Origin of the sequence: Denitromonas iodatirespirans, assembly GCF_018524365.1 — a bacterium.
Classification (GTDB): Bacteria; Pseudomonadota; Gammaproteobacteria; order Burkholderiales; family Rhodocyclaceae; genus Nitrogeniibacter; species Nitrogeniibacter iodatirespirans.
Genome location: NZ_JAEKFT010000006.1, coordinates 52,915 through 74,395 on the forward strand (window position 1 = coordinate 52,915; position 21,481 = coordinate 74,395).

Consider the following 21,481-nt stretch of genomic DNA (forward strand, 5'->3'; position numbering starts at 1 on the left):
CCGGCGCCCTGCCCGCTCATCGGCCTCACCGATGCGCCATTCGGCCGCCTCGCTGCGAGTCCGCGCTATTGTGGTGATGCGTTTTGTTGGCGCGACAGACTCGCTCTGACGGGATCCAGGGCAACCCTGTCTCCCACGTTCAGTCCGGCCAGGATCTCGATCCGGCCATCCGGCAGCGCCTGGCCGGGTCGTATCTGGCGCAGGCGGAAACCCGCCTCGGTCTGGACATACACCGCCGTCACCTCGCCACGGCGCAGCACGGCAGCGGCCGGCACCGTCAGGCGCGGCGCGCTCCCCACCCGCAGGACCAGGCGGGCGAACTGCCCGGGCACCACGCCGGTCACCGTCGCCGGCAAGCTGGCGCGTACTTCCATGGTGTGGGTGCGCGGGTCGGCCGAAGGCACCAGCATCACCGCCTCGGCGGCCAGCGGCGCATCGCGCCCGGAGAGCATGATGTCGGCCGCCAGCGACGTGCCTTGCACGCCCTGTGCCACCGATTGCGGCAGCTGCGCCACGACGCGCAAGCGGGCGGGGTCATAGAGGGTCAGCAGCGGGCGGCCCGGCTGGGCCATTTCGCCGGCCTCGGCATGGCGCTCGGCCACCACCCCGGCGAGCGGCGCCACGATGGTGGTGAAGTCACGCACCGTCACCGCCTGCCCGCGCCCGGCGCGAGCGGCCTTGAGCCCGGCCTCGGCGGCGCGCATGGCGGCCAGCGACTGATCCACCACCGCCTGGCTGACGAAGCCCTTGTCACGCAGCGCGACATTGCGCGCCCATTGCGCCTGGGCATTGGTATAGGTCGCCTGTGCCTGCGCCACCGAAGCGGCGGCGCCGGCCACCGCCTGGTTGGCCTCGCTGGCGTCGATGCGCATCAGCACCTGCCCACTCTTCACCGCATCACCGGCATCGGCGCGCACATCGACGATGCGCCCCTGCACCTGGGCAGCGAGGGTGGCGCTATTGACCGCCTCCACCACGCCTTCGGCGACATGCAGCACCGCCACCGGCGCGCGTTCGACAAGCGCCGTTTCGAGATCGGCGGCGGATGCCGCGGGCTGGCCGGTCAGGATCACGGCGCAGGCGGCAAGCACAGGAAGGGGTCGGGTCATGGAATTCACGCATATTAGTTTATTCTTATATTGTTGCGTGTCAAGCCGCCCGCCCCGCCGCGCGGGCTATGGCGCTACGATTGGTGCGCCGAATGCGCGCCGAGCGGGCGCAGGAGGCACAAGAAGCCGCCGGTCTCGATCCGCGTCACCCCGGCTTCGATGCGTGGGGTCTCGCCGTCCGCGCCGTCGCGCTCATAGGCGATCCGTTCGACACCCCCATGGACCGCCACGCGGTGGAAGGCCTGCATCACCCGTCGCGCCGCCGCGGCGGGCAACAGGTCGGCCAGGCGCCGGCCGACGACATCCGTCATCGGCAGCCCCGAGCGCGCGTCGTCCGGCCCCTGCCGCGCGACGCAGCGCCCCTCGGCGTCGAATTCGAGGAGCGTGCCGGGCAACAGCGCCAGCGTGCCCGCATGGCAAGCGGCCAGGCGGGTCTGCGCCTCGGCCGCCTGTTGCGCCGCGCTGACGTCGGCAACGAAGCCGGCCACCCCCAGCAGATTGCCGCCGGCATCGTGGCGCGCCTGGCCGCGGGTGCGCACCCAGCGCACCGCGCCGTCGGGCAGCACCACGCGGTAGCGCATATCGAGCGGCACACCGGCCTCGAGATGCTGCGACAGCGCCAGATCGACGGTCGCGCGGTCGTCCGGATGCAGCCGGCTACGCCACACCGCCAGCAACTGGCTGGGCGGATGCGGCTCGGTCACACCGAAGATCGCCAGCGTGCGCGCCGAGGCATGCATGCCGCCACGCGCCGGATCCCAGTCCCACCCCCCTTCCCCGGCGCCATCGAGCGCCAATTGCAGCCGCCGGCTCGCGTCCTGCACCTCGGCGCGCAGCTGCTGCGCCGTGTCTCGCGCCCGGCGCCGGCCGGCCGCCAGCGACAGCATCAGGGCGGCAAAGAGGCTGCCCAGTACCAGCACCGCCCCCGCCGCGGCGGCGGCCTGCCACCCCGGCAGCTGGGCTTCGTAAGCCGGCGTCGAGGCGAGGCGAAAATACCAGCTGTGCCCGCCGACATGCAGCGCGCGCGCGGCCGTGAAGCGTGCCATGGGTTCGTCCACACCGCGCACGGCAAGCCGCTCGGCCGGGTCGGCGGCCCGCGAATCGTGCAGGTGCACCGACATCAGACGGGTCGGCCCCGACAGCAAGGATTCGAGAAAGGCGGCCGCGCGAAACTCGGCACTGATCACACCGGTTGCCGCCACCGCCCGCCCGGCCTCGCTGCTGGGCGCCTGGGCAGTGACATAGATCGGCATCAGCAGCGAAAAGGCCGGCTCGCCCTCGCCGCTGTCGCCGCGCACCGCGGTATGCGCCGACAGCGCGAGGGCGCCGCTGCGCCAGGCACGCTCGGCGGCCTCGCGCCGCACCGGGTCGGAGAGCAGATCGAAGCCCAGCACGCGCGACAGATCGGCCGGCGCCGGCGCCACCCGCACCACCGGCAGATACTGCGCCCGCTCGCCGTCCGGCCGGATGTCGAAGTACTCGCCGACCGCCCCGGCCACCCAGCGATCGAGCTGCTCGCGGCCCTCGTCATGGATGCGCCAAGCCACCGACATGCCGGAAAAGCCGGGATAGGCGCGCGCCAGATCGAGCCCGTCGACATAGGCCTCCCACGCGCTGGGCGGCACCGTGCCGGCCACCCACACCAGGCCGGCAGCGCCGCGCAACACGCGGGCGAAGCCGGTCAGTCGCGCCTCGGCCGCCGCCACCACGGCATCGGCATCGGCGGCGAAGCGGGCCTCGGCCGCCGCCAGCACGCGCGCCCGGGTCACGGCCCAGGCGGTCATCGCCAGCGACACGACGAGCACGACCGCCAGCAGCGGCCACCACCATCGCCGGTGCGACGGCGCGTCAGGCGCGTCGGACGGGATCACGTGCTCACGCCGGGAAAAGGTCCATACGGACCGCGCCAGGCAACGGGCGGGTCGTCATGCCAGGCCGAGGGCGTAGTCGGCAATCGCCTCGACCACGCCGTCGGCCTCGCCGGCCGCCGTCACCAGCCGCAGCCGGGCTTGCGGATGACGCTCGGCCGCGGTCTCCACCAGCAGCGGCACATCGCGCTTGAGATGCCCGCCCTGGGCGAGGAACACCGGCACGACGGTCAGCTCGGTGCAGCCCGCGGCCACCAGCGTGTCGACCGCCTCGTCCAGCGTCGGGCTCAGGAATTCCATGAAGGCCACTTGCACCGGCGTCTGCGGCGAACGCTCGGCGATGCGCGCCGCGACCCGCTTCATCGGGCCGGCCCATTCGGGGTCACGTGCCCCGTGGCCGAACAACACAATCCCATTTCCTGCCATGCATCACTCCTTGCAATCGCCGCGCGGCGAGGCCCGCTGCCGATCATCGGTCAAATCGTTATCATGCGCCCATGATGACATCCCTGATCCTGAAACGTTGCTGCCAAGCCGCCTTCCTGCTGTCGATGGCGACCGCGGCCCATGCCGCGCCGACCCCCGCCCTGGTGCCCGGCGGCATCGCCCATCTGCAGATCGCCCCGGCCAGCGAAGCGCGCCCCGAGGTGCGGTTTGCCGACCAGCGCGTGCTGGTGCGGCGCGAAGGCACGCACTGGGCGGCGTGGATCGGCCTGCCGCTGGATCTGCCGGCCGGGCAACAGACACTCACCGTCATCCGCCGCGGGACACAGGAGACTCGCGCACTGACCCTGGCCGACAAGGCCTATCCGGTGCAGCACATCCGCCTCAAGAATCAGCGCATGGTCGAGCCGAACCCCGCGGACCTCAAGCGTATCGAGGCCGAAGCGGCGACCCAGCAGGAGATCAAGACGCTGTTCCGCGACACCGACACGGTGCAGATCGACTTCGTCACGCCCACCGAGGGGCGTCGCTCCAGCGCCTTCGGCCTGCGCCGCACCTTCAACGGCCAGCCGCGCGCGCCGCACCGCGGGCTGGACATCGCCGCGGCCACCGGCACGCCGGTGGTGGCACCGGCGGCGGGCATCGTGACGCATGTGGGGGATTTTTTCTTCAATGGCAAGACGGTCTTCATCGACCATGGCCAGGGGCTGATCTCGATGTTCTGCCACCTGGACAGCGTGGCCATCGCCGCCGGCACACCTGTGGCCCAGGGCGCGAAGGTCGCCACCGTCGGCCAGAGCGGCCGGGCCACCGGGCCGCATCTGCACTGGAGCGTGTTCCTCAACGGCACGCCGGTCGACCCGGCGCTATTTCTGCCCTGATGTCGCCAGCCGCTCGATCGCCCGCGCCGCGGCCGTCAGGCCGAAGCTGGCGGTCACCGCCATGCTCGAGCCGAAACCCGCGCAGCTGAGCCCGGCCGGGCCGGCCTCAGGGGTGCAGCTGGCGTCCGGGTAGCGCAGCGGCTCGGTCGAGTACACCGCCTCGACACGGAAGCGCTTGGCCGGATCGCGCGGGAAACCATGGTCGCGCCGCAGCCGCGCGCGCAGCTTGGCCAGCAGCGGATCCTGCGTGGTGCGCGACAGATCCTCGATGGCGATGCGTGTCGGGTCGGTCTGCCCGCCGGCCGCGCCGAGCGTGATCAGCCCGATGCCATGGCGGCGGCAGTGCATCACGATGGCGGCCTTGGCGCGCACATCGTCGATGGCGTCGATGACGAAATCGAGCGGCGGCGCCAGCGTCGTGGCCACGTTGGCCTCGGTGACGAAGTCGTCCACGCACACCACCGTGATGCCCGGATCGATCTGGCCGATGCGCGCCGCCATGGCCTCGACCTTGGCCTGGCCGAGGGTGGCGTCGAGCGCATGGATCTGGCGGTTCATGTTCGATTCGGCCACATGGTCGAGGTCGATCAGGCGCAGGTAGCCGACACCGCTGCGCACCAGCGCCTCCACCGCCCACGAGCCCACCCCGCCGATGCCGGCCACGGCCACATGGGCCCGCCCCAGCCGCGCCAGACCCGCCTCGCCATACAAGCGCACGATGCCGCCGAAGCGCCGTGCCCGATCCACCGTCGCGGCCGTCGCCTGCTCGTTGCCCATTTCACTGAACTCCCTTGGCCCGGTGTGCTCCAACGAGAAACCCGCGGGAGCCCTCCATGCCTATTCGCCCACTTGCCCTGGCGCTTGCCCTGGCCCTCTCGTTCTCCAGTGGCGCCAACCCCACTCAGGCTCAGGCACAAACCCTTGAAACCATGCGCCTGGCACAAGCCGGCAACCACGCTTACGAAGGCGGCGATCATGCCACGGCCGCCCGCTATTTCGAAGTGGCCGGACGGCGCGGCAACCGCCTGGCCCAGTTCAATCTGGCGATGATGCTCTACCGCGGCGAAACCCAAAGCGACAACGGCAACGCCATGTGGCAATGGCTGCGCCGCGCGGCACAGGCCGGGCTGCCCCAGGCGCAATTCAACTTCGCCCTGCTCTACGACCACGGCGACCATGTCGCCCGCTCGTTCACCACCGCCGCGGAGTGGTACCGCCGGGCCGCCGCGCAAGGCCACATGGAAGCCCAGGTGTCATTGGCGACGCTGTATTTCCTCGGCCAGGGCGTGCCGCAAGACTACGCCCAGGCCGCCTACTGGTACCGCGCCGCCGCCAATGCCGGCGACGTCGGCTCGCAATACCTGATCGGTCACATGTACGAGCAAGGCTATGGCGTCACGCAGGACACACGCCTGGCCCGCCACTGGTATCTGCAAGCCGCGCTGCAAGGCGACCGCGGCGCGCAGGCCAAGTACGATGCGCTGCGCGACGCGCCCTGAGCGGCTCAGGCGCCGCTGTCGAGCCACACCTCCAGCCCCTGCGCATTGAGCTCCAGGTCCACCGCGAACACCTCGAACAACGCGTCCTCGCCGATCGTCCATTGCTGGCGCTGCGCCTCTTCGCGCAGCAAGGCGCACAACCCGGCACGGACGATCTGGTGGCGATGGTCCGGCGCATCGGCCGCCGCGCGGGCAATGGCCACATGCGCGTCGATCAGTCGGTGCAGGTCGGCCGCCAGGCGCGGCAGATCGGTGATGCGGCTGAAATGGGTCGGATACATCGCCGTCGGCTCGGCCGCCATCAGGCGGTCGATGGACGCATGCATGGCCTCGGGGTCGAACTGCACCGGCGTGGTGGACGGAAACACAAAGGCCTTGCCGTCGCGATCCAGCTCCCGGTAGGACAGCCCGAACACGTCGCCGGTGAACCATCCGCGGCTCTGCACATCGAAATAGCACACATGATGGCGGGCATGGCCCGGCGTATCGGCCACCTGGAGGATGCGGCCGTTCAAGTCGATCTCCAGCCCGTCGGTGGCCTCGAGGATGCGCTCGGCCGGCACCGGCCGGATCTGCCCGTAGCGCGCAATGGCATCCGCCTCGCCATACACCGCCACCGTGCCGGCCCACAGCTTGGACGGATCGGCCATGTGCCGCGCACCGCGCGGATGCACCACCAGCGTGGCGTTCGGACAGGCCGCCATGAAGGCGCCGGCACCGCCGGCATGATCCAGATGGATATGCGTCAGCAGGATGTAGCGCACCGCCTCCGCACCGAGACCCATCTCGCCCAAGGCGGCCAACACCCGCGGCACCGACCCGTTGTGGGCGGTGTCCACCAGCGCCACCTGGTCGCCGCTGCGGATCACATGGATGGCGGCCAGTTGCGGGCGCATGTAGTCGGCATCGACGGCGTAGATCTCGTCGGGCCAGGCAATCAACAAGGACATTCACTTCTCCATCTCGGGTGACCCCCGCATTTTAGCCGGCGACGCTCCCGCGATTGCCACGGATCAATACTTTGCAACGATGGCGGTGTTTCACTGTCATTGAAACATCACGACGCCGCACGGCCCCGCCGACGCGTCCACGCCTCGGCGGCCCGGCCGGCAGCGCAGCTTTCACTGTGGAGGGAAAAGCCATGCTGACCATCCAGGACTGCATCGAACTGTCCGAACTGAGCGAGGAAGAGATCCTCGCCATCGCCGAACATGAACACCTGCCCGAAATGGTGGCGGTGGAGCTGGGCAACTACCTGACCCACACCGCCCGCGGCGAAAAACGCATCAAGCGCATGATCTGCGACGACATCGAAGCCGCCCGCGCCAAGGGCGACATGCATCGGGTGACCATGCTGAAGATGGTGCTCAAGCACTTTGTGGAGCATCACGGCGGCGGTATATAGAAGGCCCCCACGCTCGCTTTGCTCGCTGCCCCCCGAGGGGGCCGCGCCCGCCTTTGGGGCGGCCCGGCAGGCGGGCGGAGGCCCCCACGCTCGCTTTGCTCGCTGCCCCCCGAGGGGGCCGCGCCCGCCTTTGGGGCGGCCCGGCAGGCGGGCGGAGGGCCCCCACGCCCACTTTGCTCGCTGCCCCCCGAGGGAGCCGCGCCCGCCTTTGGGGCGGCCCGGCAGGCGGGCGGAGGGCCCCCGCGCCCGCTTCGCTCGCTGCCCCCCGAGGGGGCCGCGCCCGCCTTTGGGGCGGCCCGGCAGGCGGGCGGAGGGCCCCCACGCCCGCTTTGCTCGCTGCCCCCCGAGGGGGCCGCGCCCATCCTTGGGACGGCCCGGCGGATGGCCAAGGCCCCCACGCTCGCTTTGCTCGCTGCCCCCCGAGGGGGCGGCGGCCATCCTTGGGACGGCCCGGCGGATGGCCGGGGCCCCCGCCCGCAGCGTTCGACCGGGGCAGGACATCGTAGGGCCGGTTTCAACCGGCCACTGCGTGGCGTTCGGACGCCTCCGCTCGATCGGGCGCGGATATGCGCGTGACAACGGGGACGTCCTCTCCCTAGACTGATGAGCACTTCGTCCGACGCCCATTCCTTATGACCACCCCGACCTTCGACTTCGACACCGTCATCGACCGCCGCGCCATCCCCGACGAAAAGTGGGCGCGCTACGCGGGCCGCGACATTCTGCCCATGTGGGTGGCCGATATGGACTTCGCCACCCCGCAGCCCATCCTCGACGCCCTGCATGCGCGCATCGACCAGAAAGTGTTCGGCTACGCCGGCCCCTGGCCCTCGCTGGTCGACACCGTGGTGCACAGCATCGAGCGCGACCACGACTGGCGCATCGACGCCGACTGGCTGGTGTGGCTGCCCGGCGTGGTCACCGGCTTCAACGTCGCCTGCGCCATCGCCGGCGAACCGGGGGATGGTGTGCTCACCGCCACGCCGGTGTACCCGCCCTTCCTGCACGCGCCCGCCAACACCGGGCGCACGCTGCAGACCGTCGCGCTGGTCGAAGCGGACAATCACTGGGGCTGGGACTGGGATGCGGTCGACGCCGCCCTCAACACGCGCACCCGCATGCTGCTGCTGTGCAATCCGCACAACCCGGTCGGCCGCGTGTTCACCCGCGACGAGCTGACCGCCCTGGCCGAGCGCGCCGAACGGCACGACCTCATCGTGTGCTCCGACGACATCCACTGCGGCCTGGTGCTCGACGGCACCCACACCCCCATCGCCGCCCTCGACGAGCGCATCGCCCGGCGCAGCATTACCCTCATGGCACCCAGCAAGACCTGGAACATCGCCCCGCTCTACGCCAGCTTCGCCATCATCCCCGACGCCCGGCTACGCCAACGCTACCAGCGCGCCATGCGCGGCCTCATCCCGCATCCCAACGTGCTCGGCCTGGTCGCCACGGAAGCGGCCTACCGCGATGGCGAGCCCTGGCGCCGCGCCCTGATCGACTACCTGCGCGGCAACCGTGAGCGCGTCGTCGATGCCATCGCCGCCATGCCCGGCCTGCGCACCACCCGCCCCGAAGCCACCTATCTGGCCTGGATCGACTGCCGCGACGCCGGCCTCGACGACCCCGCCGCCTTCTTCGAAGACCACGGCGTCGGCCTCTCCGACGGCCGCCACTTCGGCGCCCCGCCGGGCTTCGTGCGGCTCAATTTCGGCTGCCCGCGCCAGACGCTGGACGAAGGCCTGCGGCGCATGGCCGCCGGCTTGGCGGCGCGCTGAACCTCTTCCAGCGGGGAGACGTAGCCCGGGTGCAGCGCAGCGGAATCCGGGGTTGGCAGTTGAGCGGGCAAGAACGTCAGGAATCAAAGCGCGGTGGCGAATCAACCGCTGCTCCCGGATTCCGCTTCGCTGCATCCGGACTACGCACCCAGCGACAACGGTCGCCTATCCGCTATCGACGTCTTGAGGTCGGCGGCCCGGGCGGGGGCGACCGCATGCAACAAGTCAATGCCCGGCCGATCCCACAACGAAAAACGGAGTCCTCAAGGGACTCCGTTTTTCGTTGCCAGGGCCGCGAGGCCCCGCGCAGGACAGACCTCAGAACGGAATATCGTCGTCGAAATCCCCGAACCCGCCACCCGAGCCGCTCGCCGGTGCCGGGCGGTTGCCGCCACCTTGCTGCGGGCGCTGTTGTTGCGGTGCGGGGCGGCTGGCCGGGCGCTGGTCGTAGCCGCCGTCGTCCATCGGCGCGTCGCCGCCGCCACCGCCGCCTTCACGGCCGCCGAGCATCTGCATTTCGTTGGCGCGGATTTCGGTGGTGTAGCGGTCCTGGCCGTTCTGGTCCTGCCACTTGCGGGTCTGCAGGCGGCCTTCGACGTAGATGGCGCGACCTTTCTTGAGGTATTGGCCGGCGATTTCGGCGAGCTTGCCGAAGAACACCACGCGGTGCCATTCGGTCGATTCCTTCTTCTCGCCGGTTTGTTTGTCCTTCCAGGTATCCGTGGTGGCGATGCTCACGTTGCAGATGGCGTCGCCGGACGGGGCGTAGCGGATCTCCGGGTCGCGGCCCAGGTTCCCCACCAGAATCACTTTATTGACCGATGCCATTCAGACTTCTCCTCCTATCAATTGACGCAGGCGGGCTTCGTCCCACCGGTCCAGATTAACCTTGAGATGCGCCATGCGCGCATCATGTTCGATGACGGCTTCGCGCACGCCGGGCAAATCGAGAATCTGCCGACGAACGGCGTCGATGTCCACTGTTGCAGCGATCGGGTAGCTGCGCGCGGCCACCTTGGGCGGCGGCAGCATGGTCAGCGCCGCGCCCAGCCACAGCAGGGCGGCCAGGGTGGTGACGACGAACACGCTGTCGGCGCCCACATGCTGGCTCAGCCAGCCGCCGAGCGTTGCGCCGAGGAACAGGCCCAGCGCCTGGCTGGTGTTGTACACGCCAAGCGCCGCGCCCTTGGAGGCCGGCGGGGCGACGCGCGAGACCAGCGAGGGCAGCGTGGCTTCGAGAATATTGAAGGCGACGAAGAAGGCCACCAACAGCGCGCCCATCTGCCACACCTGTTCGCGGCCGAAGAGCAGGCCGAACTGGGTGAGCGCCAACAGGACGATGGCCGCCAGGAAGATGGGCTTGAGGCGGTTCTTGCGCTCGGCCACGATGATGGCCGGAATCATCAGCGCGAAGCTGACCAGCACCGCCGGCAGATAGATTTTCCAGTGTTCGGCGACCGGCAGGTTGCCGCGCGCCACCAAGGCGGCCGGCACCACCACGAACATGGCCATCTGCACCAGATGCAGGGTGAAGATGCCGAGATTGAGGCGCAGCAGCTGGGTGTCGCGCAGCACGCCGGCAAAGCGCACCGGCTTGGCCTCGACCTGCGGGGGGTTGGGCACCACGCGGCGCAGCACGACGATGGCCAGCAGGGCGAGCCCGGCGGTCATCCAGAAGATGCCGGGCATGCCGATGGCGGCATACAGCAACGGCGCAGCCACCAGCGAGACGGCGAACATCAAGCCGATGGTCGAGCCGATCATGGCCATCACCTTGGTGCGGTGCTGCTCGCGGGTGAGGTCGGCCGCCAGTGCGGTGACCGCGGCGGAAATGGCCCCGGCGCCCTGCAGCGCCCGGCCGACGATGATCCACTGCACGCTATGGGCCATGGCGGCCAGGGCCGAGCCGGCGGCGAACAGCAGCAGGCCGACGATGATCACCGGCTTGCGGCCGAAGCGGTCGGAGGCGATGCCGAAGGGGATCTGGAAACAGGCCTGGGTGAGCCCGTAGATGCCCAGCGCCAGCCCGACCAGCGTGAGGTTGTCGCCGCCCGGCAGGGTGTGCGCGTAGACCGCGAACACCGGCAGGATCAGGAACAGGCCGAGCATGCGCAGGCCGAAGATGCCTGCCAGCGACGCGCCGGTGCGCCGCTCGGCGGATGTCATGGAATCAGTGTCGGCCATGGGAGGCGAAACTTGGTTCGGGCGAAGTGAATTGCGTATATTAGCAGGTTGCGCCGGGCAGGCCGTGCGCGGCGATGGCCCGATCCGTCAGGCCCGGGCGCCGCACATCGCTTCGCCCACTTGCGACCCACTTTCGGTGACGAACTGCCCGCCATGGACCACATTCGAATTCGCGGTGCCCGCACCCACAACCTGAAGAACATCGACCTCGACCTGCCGCGCAATCGCCTGACGGTGATCACTGGCCTGTCGGGCTCGGGCAAGTCCTCGCTGGCCTTCGACACGCTCTATGCCGAGGGGCAGCGCCGCTATGTGGAGTCGCTGTCGGCCTACGCGCGGCAGTTTCTGCAGCTGATGGAAAAGCCGGATGTGGATCTCATCGAGGGCCTCAGCCCGGCGATCTCGATCGAGCAGAAGGCCACCAGCCACAACCCGCGCTCGACCGTGGGCACGGTCACCGAGATCCACGACTACCTGCGCCTGCTCTTCGCCCGCGCCGGCACGCCCTACTGCCCCGACCACCCCGAGCATGCGCTCGAGGCGCAGAGCGTGAGCCAGATGGTCGACCATGTGCTGGCGCTGCCCGAAGACACCAAGCTGATGATCCTCGCGCCGGTGGTGGCCAACCGCAAGGGCGAACAGGCCGATCTGCTCGGCGAGCTGCGCGCCCAGGGCTTCGTGCGGGTGCGCATCAACGGCGAGGTGGTGGACCTCGACGCCGCTCCCAAGCTGGACAAGAACAAGCGCCACAGCGTGGATGTGGTGGTCGACCGCCTCAAGGTGCGCGCCGACGCCCGCCAGCGCCTGGCCGAATCCTTCGAAACCGCGCTGACCCATGCCGAGGGCCGCGCCATTGCGCTGGAGATGGACAGCGGCGTCGAGCATCTGTTTTCCTCGCGCTTCGCCTGCCCGGTGTGCAGCTTCGCGCTGGCCGAGCTGGAGCCGCGGCTGTTTTCCTTCAACAACCCGGCCGGCGCCTGCCCCAAGTGCGACGGTCTGGGGGCGATGGAGTTCTTCGACCCGCAGCGGGTGGTGGCCCATCCCGACCTGTCGCTGGCCGGCGGCGCGATCCGCGGCTGGGACCGGCGCAACCAGTTCTACTACCAGATGCTGACCTCGCTGGCCAAGCACTACAAATTCGACATCGAGGCGCCCTTCGACAGCCTGCCGGAGCCGGTGCGCGAGGTGGTGCTGCACGGCAGCGGCAAGACGGCGATCGCCTTCCGCTACCTGTCGGACAGCGGCCGCGCGGTGCTCAAGGAGCACCCCTTCGAAGGCATCATCCCCAACCTCGAACGGCGCTATCGCGAGACCGATTCACTGGCCGTGCGCGAAGAGCTGGCCAAGCTGCGCGGCACCCAGACCTGCCCGGTGTGCGCCGGTGCCCGCCTGCGCGCCGAGGCGCGCCATGTGCGCATCGGCACCCGCACCCTGCCCGAGCTGAGCCACCTGCCGCTGGCCGATTGCGCGCACTACTTCGAGACCCTGCAGCTGACCGGCCACCGCGCCCAGATCGCCGACAAGATCGTGCGCGAAGTCACCAACCGCCTGCACTTTTTGATCAACGTCGGCCTCGACTACCTCACCCTGCAGCGCTCGGCCGACACGCTGTCGGGCGGCGAGGCGCAGCGCATCCGCCTGGCGAGCCAGATCGGCTCGGGCCTGACCGGCGTGATGTACGTGCTCGACGAACCCTCCATCGGCCTGCACCAGCGCGACAACGACCGCCTGCTCGGCACGCTCAAGCGCCTGCGCGACATGGGCAACACGGTGATCGTGGTCGAGCATGACGAAGACGCGATTCGCGCCGCCGACCATGTGGTCGACATGGGCCCCGGCGCCGGCGAGCATGGCGGCCAGGTGGTGGCCGAGGGGCTGCCCGAAGACATCGTGCGCCATGCCGACTCGCTCACCGGCGCCTACCTGTCGGGCCGGCGCGCGATCGCCATCCCGACCCAGCGCGTCGCCCCGCGCGAAGACCGCCAGCTGGTGCTGCGCGGCTGCCGCGGCAACAATCTCAAGGGCGCCGACCTGCAGCTGCCGGTGGGCTTGCTCACCTGCGTCACCGGCGTCTCGGGCTCGGGCAAGTCGACGCTGATCAACGACACCCTGTACGCCGTCGCGGCGCGCCATCTGTACGGCTCGAACGCCGAGCCCGCCGCCTATGACAGCGTCGACGGGCTGGCCTTTTTCGACAAGGTGATCAATGTCGACCAGTCGCCCATCGGCCGCACGCCGCGCTCCAACCCGGCCACCTACACCGGCCTGCTGACGCCGATCCGCGAGCTGTTCGCCGGTGTGCCCGAGGCACGCACCCGCGGTTACGGGCCGGGGCGCTTCTCGTTCAACGTCAAGGGCGGGCGCTGCGAGGCCTGCCAGGGCGACGGGCTGATCAAGGTCGAGATGCACTTCCTGCCCGACATGTACGTGCCCTGCGACGTATGCCACGGCAAGCGCTACAACCGCGAGACGCTCGACGTGCGCTACAAGGGCAGCACCATCCATGACGTGCTGGAGATGACCGTGGCGCAGGCGCTCGCGTTCTTCGCCCCGGTGCCGGCCGTGGCGCGCAAGCTGCAGACGCTGGACGACGTGGGCCTGGGCTACATCCGCCTTGGCCAGAGCGCCACCACGCTCTCGGGCGGCGAGGCGCAGCGGGTCAAGCTCGCGCTGGAGCTGTCCAAGCGCGACACCGGGCGCACGCTGTACATCCTCGACGAGCCGACCACCGGCCTGCATTTCCAGGACATCGAGATGCTGCTGGCGGTGCTGCACCGGCTGCGCGACCACGGCAACACGGTGGTGGTGATCGAGCACAACCTGGACGTGATCAAGACCGCCGACTGGCTCATCGACCTCGGCCCCGAAGGCGGCAACGGCGGTGGCACCATCCTGGCCGCCGGCACCCCCGAGACCATCGCCGCCACGCCCGCCAGCCACACTGGCAAATATCTCGCGCCCATACTCTCGCGTATCCCGTAGAACCCTTTTGGTGTGCGCCTTCCAGGCGGATGTACGCGAATATTTGATCCAACGCAAATCCATCCCCGGGCAAGCCGCGTAGCGTTGAATTCCCTTTCTCCGCCCACGGCCGCCCATGAGCATCCGCCTCTTCATTTTGCTGACCTCGGCCGTTGTCGGGCTCGTGTTCGTCGGCGGTAGCTGGTATGCCGTCACCAGCGGTTTCGAGGAGACGCTGGCCCGTCATGCGCGCAACCAGGCCGAGGAGAGCGCCCGCCTGACCCAGGCCATGCTCTACGAGGTGATGAACACCGGCTGGTATCCGGAGCAGGCCCAGGCCTTCAACGCGGCCCTGCGCGCCAGCAACCCCGACATGACGATCCGCATCCACAATGCGGCCGCCCCGGGCGCCACGCCGGCCGACCGCGCTAGCGACCCGTTGCTGCGCGAGGTGCTGGAAAGCGGTGCGGTGCGCGAGCAGACCGTCAAGGGGAATCTACGCAGCGTCTTCCCGCTGGTCGCCGAGGCGCGCTGCCTGAGCTGCCACAACCTGGCGCAGGAAGGCCAGGTGCTCGGCGCCATCGAGGTGCGCACGCCGCTCGCCCAGGTGGTCGCCGAGGCGCTGTGGGCCTTCTTCTTCAGCGCCATGCCGAGCATCCTGCTGGGCATCGGCATCGCCTCGGGCGGCGTGTGGTGGGTCAGCCGCCGCATCGGTCGCAGCGTGGAAGCGGTCGAGGAGCAGGTCGATGCCATCAGCAGCGTGGCCGACCTGAAGGCGCTGAGCAATCCGGCGGAGCAACCGTTCGCTGAAATCGCCCGCATCCAGCAGGCGCTGGGCACCCTGGCGATGCGCCTGCGCTCGATTGCGGTGGACAAGGACATCCTGCTGTTCGAGATCGGGCTGCTGGAGAAATTCGTCATCACCTCGGAGGTGATCCGCGACTGGCGCGAGTACGTCAACCAGCTGCTGACCGACATCAACGCAGTGATCGACGTGCATGTGCTGTTCTCGGTGTTCCAGATCGGCGACGAGGCTTTCGAGGTCGAGGTGTTCTGGCACGGCCGGCCGGACGATGCGCTGCGCTCACAGATCGAGGCGCAGATCGCCGAGGCGGTGAAGGACCATCCGCGCCTGTCGGGCCCGGCCGAGATCACGCTGCGCCATCACCACGACAGCGACGCTGCGCTGTCGACCGCGCTGGACGCCGCCGAGCTGGCGCTCAGGATCAAGTCGCTATTCGTCGAGCAGCCCAAGATCGGCGGCATCGTCGGCATCGGCGTGCATGCCGACACCCTCGCCGACCAGACGCACATGCTGGTGCTCGAGAGCATCCTGTCCACCCTGCTCAACGTGGTCGGCTCGATCAAGGCGATCCACAAATACACCCGCGACCTGGAGTACTACGCCACCCGCGACCCGCTCACCGGGCTCTACAACCAGCGCGTGTTCTGGGAGCTGCTGGGCTACGAGGTCGGCCGCAGCCAGCGCCACGCCAGCCCCTTCACGCTGCTGTTGCTCGATCTGGACAACTTCAAGCTGATCAACGACCACTACGGCCACGCGTGCGGCGACCGCTTCCTGCAGCAGTTCTCCGGTGCGGTGGCCGCAGCGCTGCGCCCGGGCGACATCTTCGCCCGCTACGGCGGCGACGAGTTCGTGGTGGTGCTGCCCGAGGCGGACATGGAACAGGGCTACACGGTCGCCCAGCGGGTGCTGGACGTGGCGCGCGGGGTCGAGATCGAGGCCAAGAACGGCGATCGCATCCATGCCTCGGCCTCGATCGGCGTCGCCGTCTTCCCCGATCATGCGGCCGACCCGAAAGACCTCTTCCTGTTTGCCGACACCATGATGTATCGCGCCAAGGCGGAGGGTAAGGAGCGCGTGCGCCTGCCCACCAATGCGGACGTGATGACCGTTTTCCGCGACCTGTCGGAGATGGGCGTGGCGGTGCTGGCGGCGGTCGAGGAGAAGCGCATCACCCCCTACTTCCAGCCGATCCTGGGCATCGCCGACAAGCAGGTGGCGGCGGTCGAGGTGCTCTCGCGCATCGAGATCAACGGCGAGGTGATCCGCGCCGACCAGTTCATCGAGATCGCCGAAAAGGTCGGCGTCATCCACCGCCTCGACGCCATCGTGATCGAGGCCGCGCTGGCCAAGGTGGCCGGCACCGATTACGACGGCTACCTGTTCTTCAACCTGTCGCCGCGCGCGCTGGTGCTGTCGGAATTCACCACCACGCTGCGCACCATCGTCGCCGCCTCGGGCTTCCCGCCCGAGCGCATCGTGTTCGAGATCACCGAGCGCGACACGGTCAAGAACCTGAGCCTGCTGCAGCGCTTCCTCTCCGAACTGCGGGCGGAGGGTTTCAAGCTGGCCATCGACGACTTCGGCTCCGGCTTCTCGTCCTTCCACTACCTGCGCAATTTCACCTTCGACTTCCTGAAGATCGAAGGCGATTTCGTCGCCAACATGCTCAGCAGCGAGCGCGACCAGGTGTTCGTGCGCAGCATCACGGCCCTGGCCCGTCAGCTGGATATCAAAGTCATCGCCGAGTTCGTCGAGAATGCCGAAATCCTCGCCTTGCTCGACGAGATCGGCATCGACTACGCCCAAGGCTATCTGATCGGGCGCCCCACCCAGGAGGCGCCGGGCACGCGGCTGGCGCTCTGCACCCGCTGATTCGGCCGGCTCAGGCTGCGGCGGCCGTCTCGTCGGAGGGCGTTTCGCCGCGGCTCAGGTAGATGGTGCAGGCGACCCGCAGCAGTGACGAAAAATTGCCCACGTCGCCATGCCGGTTGAGCAGCTCGTCATGCAGGCGCGCCAGGAACTGCGCCAGGCTGAAGCCTTCGGTCGCCGCCAGGCGTTCAAGGATGTCCCAGAACTGGCGCTCCAGCGCCACGCTGGTGACATGGCCGTTCAAGCGGATCGACCGCTTCACCGTCTCGTAACTGGCCGGATCCTGGCCTGAATACAGATTGCACATGATGCCTCCTTGTAGCAGTGCACTACTACCCCGACGACGGGTCGACTGCCTACAGTGTAGATGTCCGCCCGGCGCTGTCACCGTCGCGCGGCAACCACCCTCTGGAGGAGACGACAATGACACGTAAGATCCTGATGCTGGTCGGCGATTTCGTCGAAGACTACGAAGTGATGGTGCCCTTCCAGGCCCTGCTGGCGGTCGGCTACACGGTGCACGCGGTGTGCCCGGACAAACAGGCCGGCGAGCAGATCGCCACCGCCATCCACGACTTCGAAGGCGACCAGACCTACACCGAAAAGCGCGGCCACAACTTCACCCTCAACGCCAGTTTCGACGCCATCGACCCGGCCGACTACGACGGCCTGTGCATTCCCGGCGGCCGGGCGCCCGAATACATCCGCCTCAACCCCCGCGTGCTCGACATCGTGCGCCACTTCGACGGCGCCAAAAAGCCGATCGCCGCCGTCTGCCACGGCCTGCAGGTGCTGGCCGCCGCCGATGTGCTGCGCGGCAAGCACTGCACCGCCTACCCCGCCTGCGGCCCGGACGTCAGCGCGGCCGGCGGCCACTACGAGAGCATTGCGGTCGATGCCGCGATGACCGACGGCCACCTGGTCTCGGCGCCGGCCTGGCCCGCCCATCCGCAGTGGATCGCCCAGTTCCTCGCTCTGCTCGGCACCACCGTCCACCACGCCTGAAGGGGCTCCGCCTCCGGCCGGCGCCCCGCGCCGGCCGCACGGATCGCCGGGCGTCGGCGGACTACCGCTTTTGTGCTAGCGTCAGAGCATCACAGACCGGTCGTTGAAACACCGCCCAGCGACCGGCCGCCGACGCCCCGGAGGCCGCCATGCCACAGCCCACGCCGACCACATCCCAAGACCCGCAAAGCCGGTATCTGCGCCGGGTCGAACGTCGCATCAAGGTGCTCGAAACCCTCGAACAGGCCGGCCTGGCCGTCTTCCTGCCGGGCGACAGCGAGCAACGCCGGCACCATATCGAAATGCTCGCCCGGCTCATCGCCCGCCAGAGCGAACTGCCGGTGCTGAACCGCGCCACCTTCGCGCAGGCCACTCAGATGCTGGAGCGCCACCTCGAGGCCATGCAGAAGCTGCTGCCCAACGACGTCCAGCACCGCAACCGCATCCGCCGCAACTGGTAAGCCCTCAGTCCGGCATGCGCGGCCGGTCGGCGGGCGGCGGCGTCGGTACCGCCGGCGCTTGTGCCGGGCGCGCATCGCTCGCCGCATGGCGGGCCTGCCGCGCCGCCTGACGCGCCCGCAGCGTCGTCGGCAGCAGTGTCAGCACACCGATCACCACGCCCAGCAGCAGCGCCCACAGCAAGGCCATCGCCACCGAAGTCTCGATCTGCCAGACGACGAAGCTCAGCGCCACCGGGTGGACGTTCTGCAGTGCGAACACCGCCGCCAGTACCACCGAGACGGTCAACAGCACATTACGCATCCTTGCCCTCCATCACCGACGGATCGCCGCTAGCGGCGGCGTCATCGGGCACCTCGGCATCCGCGGTGTTTGCCGCGCCATCCTCCGGCACCTCGCCACTGCGCTTGAGCGCGTACTCGGTGAGCACCGGCCCCACCGTTTCCAGGATCACGATGGCACCGAGCACGATGGCCGACAAGGTGGCGGCGAACTCGGGAAAACGCGCCGCCGTCATCTGTGTGAGCCCGATCGCCATGCCGGCCATCGGCACCAGCGTCAGCCCCATCAGCGCAGACTGGCGCATGTCGAGCCCGCCGCGCATCAGGATCATCACACCGGCGCTCTTGCCGACAAAGCGCGCCGCCACGAAGGCCACCGCCGCGAACCCGGCCGAACTGAGGTCGGACAGATGCAGCCGCGCCCCGGCCACCACGAACAGGATGACGAAGAACAGCTCGCCGCCGCTGCCGAAATCGACCGGCAGCACATGCGAGTGGCGGTCGAGATTGCGCGTCATCACGCCGAGGGCCAAGAGGCTCAGCAGCATCGAGCCATTGGCCAGCTGGGCGACCCCGACGGTGCCGACGATCATGCCGATCAACAAGGCGAACTGCGTCGTTTCGTCCTTCGGCAACAGGCGCGCCAGTTGCAGCAAGAGCCAGGCGAAGCCGCCGGCAATGCCCACCGACACCCCGAGCACATACAGCGGCTCAAGTACCGCGATCTCCCAGCCGGCGTTGTGCGCGTAATGGATGAAAGGCAGCAGCGCGGTGTAGGCGAGAAAGGAGAAGATGTTGTTCATCGCCACCAGCATCAGGCTGCGGTCGGTGAGCGGGCCTTTGGCGCCCAGCTCGCGTACCACCAGCAATACCACGGCGGGCGATGAAGAGATGCCGATGGCCGCGGCCACCGCGGCCTGGATGAGCGGCACGTCGAACAGCGTGAGCACGGCGAACACGGCGAGGAAGGCCAGCCCCGCCTCGGCCAGGGCCGCGACGAGCAAGGATCGCTCCTGGCGGGCCAGCGACAGATCGAGCAGGCGACCGAGCTGGAACAGGATCAGGCCGAGGGCGACATCGACGAAGACCTGGGCACCGTCGAGCATCTCCGGCGTGAGCAGGCCGGCCACGCTGGGGCCAAGCACGAAACCGATGGCGATGAAGCCGGTAATGCGCGGCAGGAAGCCACTGCGGTGCGCCAACTCCCCCCCGACCAGCCCGGCCAGCATGAGCAGGCCAAACAGGACGAATCCATTGAAATCGGGCGGCCACGCGGGCAGAAAGGGCCAGTTCATCGCCTCACCTGCTCGGCCAAACGCTTAAAGATCCGAAAACGGACGGCCGGCGGCATCGTCCTGCACCGACATTTGCGTGGCGAGCAGCTGCAGGTCACCGCTCAGGCGCGACAGCACCTCCTGCGGCAAACGGGCCAACGCGTCGGGCAGCAGGCCGGCCACCGGCTCGGGCGCCTTCGCCAGCGTGTCGCGACCGGTGTCGGTCAGGTACAGCTTGACCACCCGCTGATCGGCCGTCGACCGCTCGCGCCGGAGCAGCCCGGCCTTTTCGGCCTTGGCCAGCAGGTTGCTGGCGGTGGACGGATGGATGGCCATGGCACTTGCCAGCTCGGTGACCCGCATGCCGGGCTGGCGCGCCAGCAGAGCCAGCGCCCACACCTGGGCACCACTCGCACCGCAGCGGCGCTCGATACTCTGAAGGTGATGGCGCACTGCCGCGTAAATGGCGCGGAACAGACGCAAGGCGTCATGGGTGGTCGGGTTGCTCACGGATGCGCTCATGATTTAGTTTTGTGCAAAACAAACGCATCATAAGCGGAGCCCTTCGGTGGCGTCCAGCGCCGCCACAGTACGACATCAATCACCATAACCCTCCGGGTTGGCCGACTGCCAGCGCCAGGCGTCGGTACACATGTCGGCCAGATCATACGCTGCCCGCCAATCCAGTGCGGCCTGCGCTTGCGCCGGATCGGCATAGCATTGGGCGATATCGCCTGCGCGACGCGGAGCAACGCGGTAGGGCACCGGACGGCCGGATGCCTGCTCGAAGGCCTTGATCACGTCGAGCACGCTGTAGCCCCGGCCCGTGCCCAGGTTCAAGGTGAGGACGCCGGCCCCGTCGATCAGGCGCTCGACCGCCCGCACATGCCCGACCGCCAGGTCGACCACATGGATGTAGTCGCGCACGCCGGTGCCGTCGGCCGTGGGGTAGTCGTCGCCAAACACGCTCAGCTGCGCCAGTTTGCCGACGGCCACCTGGCACACATAGGGCATCAGGTTGTTCGGAATCCCGTTGGGATCCTCGCCGATCAGGCCGGACGGGTGCGCACCGACCGGGTTGAAGTAGCGCAGCAAGGCGAGCTGCCAGTCCGGGTCGGTGGCGGCGACATCGCGCAGGATGAACTCCAGCATCCACTTGGTGCGCCCGTACGGGTTGGTCGGCGCGGTCGGAAAATCTTCGCGGATCGGCACGCTGGCCGGGTCGCCATACACCGTCGCCGAGGAGCTGAAGACCATGCGCTTGAGCCCGTGGGCGGCCATCACCTCCAGCAGCACCAGCGTGCCGGAGACATTGTTGTCGTAGTAGGCCAGCGGCTTGGCGACCGACTCGCCAACCGCCTTGAGCCCGGCGAAATGAATCACCGCATCGAAGCGATGCGCACCGAATACCGCCTCGAGCCCCGGACGGTCGCGCAGATCGACCTCGTGCACCGCCGCCACCGGCCGCCCGGCGATCTGCGCCACACGCTGCAGCGCCAGGGGCTTGCTGTTGCTGAAGTTGTCGACAACCACCACTTGGTGCCCGGCCGCCATCAGCGCAACGCAGGTATGCGAGCCGATGTAGCCCGCACCACCGGTGACGAGAATGCATGCCATGCCAGAAACTCCCGAGGATGAAATATCGCCCGGATG

20 protein-coding genes are annotated in these 21,481 nt (G+C 68.9%); 8 read left to right on the top strand and 12 right to left on the bottom strand.

What is annotated here, in order from left to right:
- Positions 1-65: 65 nt before the first annotated feature.
- The 3 genes from I8J34_RS07000 to I8J34_RS07010 all read right to left on the bottom strand — a co-directional run bounded on the left by I8J34_RS07000 (position 66) and on the right by I8J34_RS07010 (position 3,403).
- Positions 66-1,109 carry an efflux RND transporter periplasmic adaptor subunit gene (locus tag I8J34_RS07000; RefSeq protein WP_214360690.1) on the bottom strand — a complete coding sequence of 348 codons (1,044 nt, stop codon included), beginning with the start codon at positions 1,107-1,109 and terminating at the stop codon, positions 66-68.
- 74 nt (positions 1,110-1,183) lie between these two features.
- Complete coding sequence (locus I8J34_RS07005; RefSeq protein WP_214360691.1) at positions 1,184-2,980, bottom strand: CHASE domain-containing protein; 1,797 nt, start codon at positions 2,978-2,980, stop codon at positions 1,184-1,186.
- Between the two features lie 54 nt (positions 2,981-3,034).
- Positions 3,035-3,403 carry a sirohydrochlorin chelatase gene (locus I8J34_RS07010; RefSeq protein WP_214360692.1) on the bottom strand — a complete coding sequence of 123 codons (369 nt, stop codon included), beginning with the start codon at positions 3,401-3,403 and terminating at the stop codon, positions 3,035-3,037.
- Positions 3,404-3,474: 71 nt separating this feature from the next.
- On the opposite strand from I8J34_RS07010, the gene I8J34_RS07015 reads away from it, so the two are divergent.
- Positions 3,475-4,302: a peptidoglycan DD-metalloendopeptidase family protein gene (locus tag I8J34_RS07015; protein WP_214360693.1), complete on the top strand. Its 828-nt coding sequence runs from the start codon at positions 3,475-3,477 to the stop codon at positions 4,300-4,302.
- On the opposite strand, the gene I8J34_RS07020 is transcribed toward I8J34_RS07015, so the two are convergent.
- The gene (locus I8J34_RS07020; RefSeq protein ID WP_214360694.1) at positions 4,288-5,079 is read right to left on the bottom strand and encodes a tRNA threonylcarbamoyladenosine dehydratase; all 792 of its coding nucleotides are present in this window, start codon (positions 5,077-5,079) and stop codon (positions 4,288-4,290) included. The genes I8J34_RS07015 and I8J34_RS07020 overlap by 15 nt on opposite strands.
- A 56-nt stretch (positions 5,080-5,135) precedes the next feature.
- Here I8J34_RS07020 and I8J34_RS07025 point away from each other — a divergent pair, with 56 nt between their 5' ends.
- Entirely contained in the window at positions 5,136-5,801 is a 666-nt protein-coding gene (locus I8J34_RS07025; protein ID WP_214360695.1) for a tetratricopeptide repeat protein, read from the top strand.
- 5 nt (positions 5,802-5,806) lie between these two features.
- On the opposite strand, the gene I8J34_RS07030 is transcribed toward I8J34_RS07025, so the two are convergent.
- Entirely contained in the window at positions 5,807-6,751 is a 945-nt protein-coding gene (locus I8J34_RS07030; RefSeq protein WP_214360696.1) for an MBL fold metallo-hydrolase, read from the bottom strand.
- A gap of 191 nt (positions 6,752-6,942) precedes the next feature.
- Between I8J34_RS07030 and I8J34_RS07035 the strand changes: the two genes are divergently transcribed.
- Complete coding sequence (locus I8J34_RS07035) at positions 6,943-7,206, top strand: hypothetical protein (RefSeq protein ID WP_214360697.1); 264 nt, start codon at positions 6,943-6,945, stop codon at positions 7,204-7,206.
- Between the two features lie 632 nt (positions 7,207-7,838).
- Complete coding sequence (locus I8J34_RS07040; RefSeq protein WP_214360698.1) at positions 7,839-8,987, top strand: MalY/PatB family protein; 1,149 nt, start codon at positions 7,839-7,841, stop codon at positions 8,985-8,987.
- 318 nt (positions 8,988-9,305) lie between these two features.
- Here the strand turns inward: I8J34_RS07040 and ssb are convergent, their stop codons facing one another.
- Both ssb and I8J34_RS07050 read right to left on the bottom strand, forming a co-directional pair.
- Positions 9,306-9,815, bottom strand: a complete 510-nt coding sequence (ssb, locus tag I8J34_RS07045; RefSeq protein ID WP_214360699.1) for a single-stranded DNA-binding protein — start codon at positions 9,813-9,815, stop codon at positions 9,306-9,308.
- On the bottom strand, positions 9,816-11,153 hold the full coding sequence (locus tag I8J34_RS07050) for an MFS transporter (protein WP_214360700.1): 1,338 nt from the start codon (positions 11,151-11,153) through the stop codon (positions 9,816-9,818).
- Between the two features lie 171 nt (positions 11,154-11,324).
- Between I8J34_RS07050 and uvrA the strand changes: the two genes are divergently transcribed.
- Positions 11,325-14,153: an excinuclease ABC subunit UvrA gene (gene uvrA, locus I8J34_RS07055; RefSeq protein ID WP_214360701.1), complete on the top strand. Its 2,829-nt coding sequence runs from the start codon at positions 11,325-11,327 to the stop codon at positions 14,151-14,153.
- Between the two features lie 115 nt (positions 14,154-14,268).
- Positions 14,269-16,812, top strand: coding sequence for a putative bifunctional diguanylate cyclase/phosphodiesterase (locus I8J34_RS07060; protein WP_214360702.1), 2,544 nt, complete (start codon positions 14,269-14,271; stop codon positions 16,810-16,812).
- A gap of 10 nt (positions 16,813-16,822) precedes the next feature.
- On the opposite strand, the gene I8J34_RS07065 is transcribed toward I8J34_RS07060, so the two are convergent.
- Positions 16,823-17,116: a ribbon-helix-helix domain-containing protein gene (locus I8J34_RS07065; protein WP_214360703.1), complete on the bottom strand. Its 294-nt coding sequence runs from the start codon at positions 17,114-17,116 to the stop codon at positions 16,823-16,825.
- Positions 17,117-17,232: 116 nt separating this feature from the next.
- Here I8J34_RS07065 and I8J34_RS07070 point away from each other — a divergent pair, with 116 nt between their 5' ends.
- Together I8J34_RS07070 and I8J34_RS07075 are read left to right on the top strand one after the other, a co-directional pair.
- Complete coding sequence (locus I8J34_RS07070) at positions 17,233-17,814, top strand: DJ-1/PfpI family protein (RefSeq protein WP_214360704.1); 582 nt, start codon at positions 17,233-17,235, stop codon at positions 17,812-17,814.
- Between the two features lie 149 nt (positions 17,815-17,963).
- A complete protein-coding gene (locus I8J34_RS07075; protein ID WP_214360705.1) occupies positions 17,964-18,275 on the top strand; it encodes a hypothetical protein in 312 nt (103 codons plus the stop codon).
- A 4-nt stretch (positions 18,276-18,279) separates the two neighbouring features.
- On the opposite strand, the gene I8J34_RS07080 is transcribed toward I8J34_RS07075, so the two are convergent.
- From I8J34_RS07080 to galE, 4 genes are all read right to left on the bottom strand, one after another.
- Entirely contained in the window at positions 18,280-18,576 is a 297-nt protein-coding gene (locus I8J34_RS07080) for a lipopolysaccharide assembly protein LapA domain-containing protein (RefSeq protein WP_214360706.1), read from the bottom strand.
- Positions 18,569-19,849 carry a cation:proton antiporter gene (locus tag I8J34_RS07085; RefSeq protein ID WP_214360707.1) on the bottom strand — a complete coding sequence of 427 codons (1,281 nt, stop codon included), beginning with the start codon at positions 19,847-19,849 and terminating at the stop codon, positions 18,569-18,571. The genes I8J34_RS07080 and I8J34_RS07085 overlap by 8 nt, the downstream gene beginning before the upstream one ends.
- A gap of 24 nt (positions 19,850-19,873) precedes the next feature.
- Positions 19,874-20,350, bottom strand: coding sequence for a MarR family winged helix-turn-helix transcriptional regulator (locus tag I8J34_RS07090; RefSeq protein ID WP_214360708.1), 477 nt, complete (start codon positions 20,348-20,350; stop codon positions 19,874-19,876).
- A gap of 75 nt (positions 20,351-20,425) precedes the next feature.
- Complete coding sequence (galE, locus tag I8J34_RS07095) at positions 20,426-21,445, bottom strand: UDP-glucose 4-epimerase GalE (RefSeq protein WP_214360709.1); 1,020 nt, start codon at positions 21,443-21,445, stop codon at positions 20,426-20,428.
- Positions 21,446-21,481 lie beyond the last annotated feature (36 nt).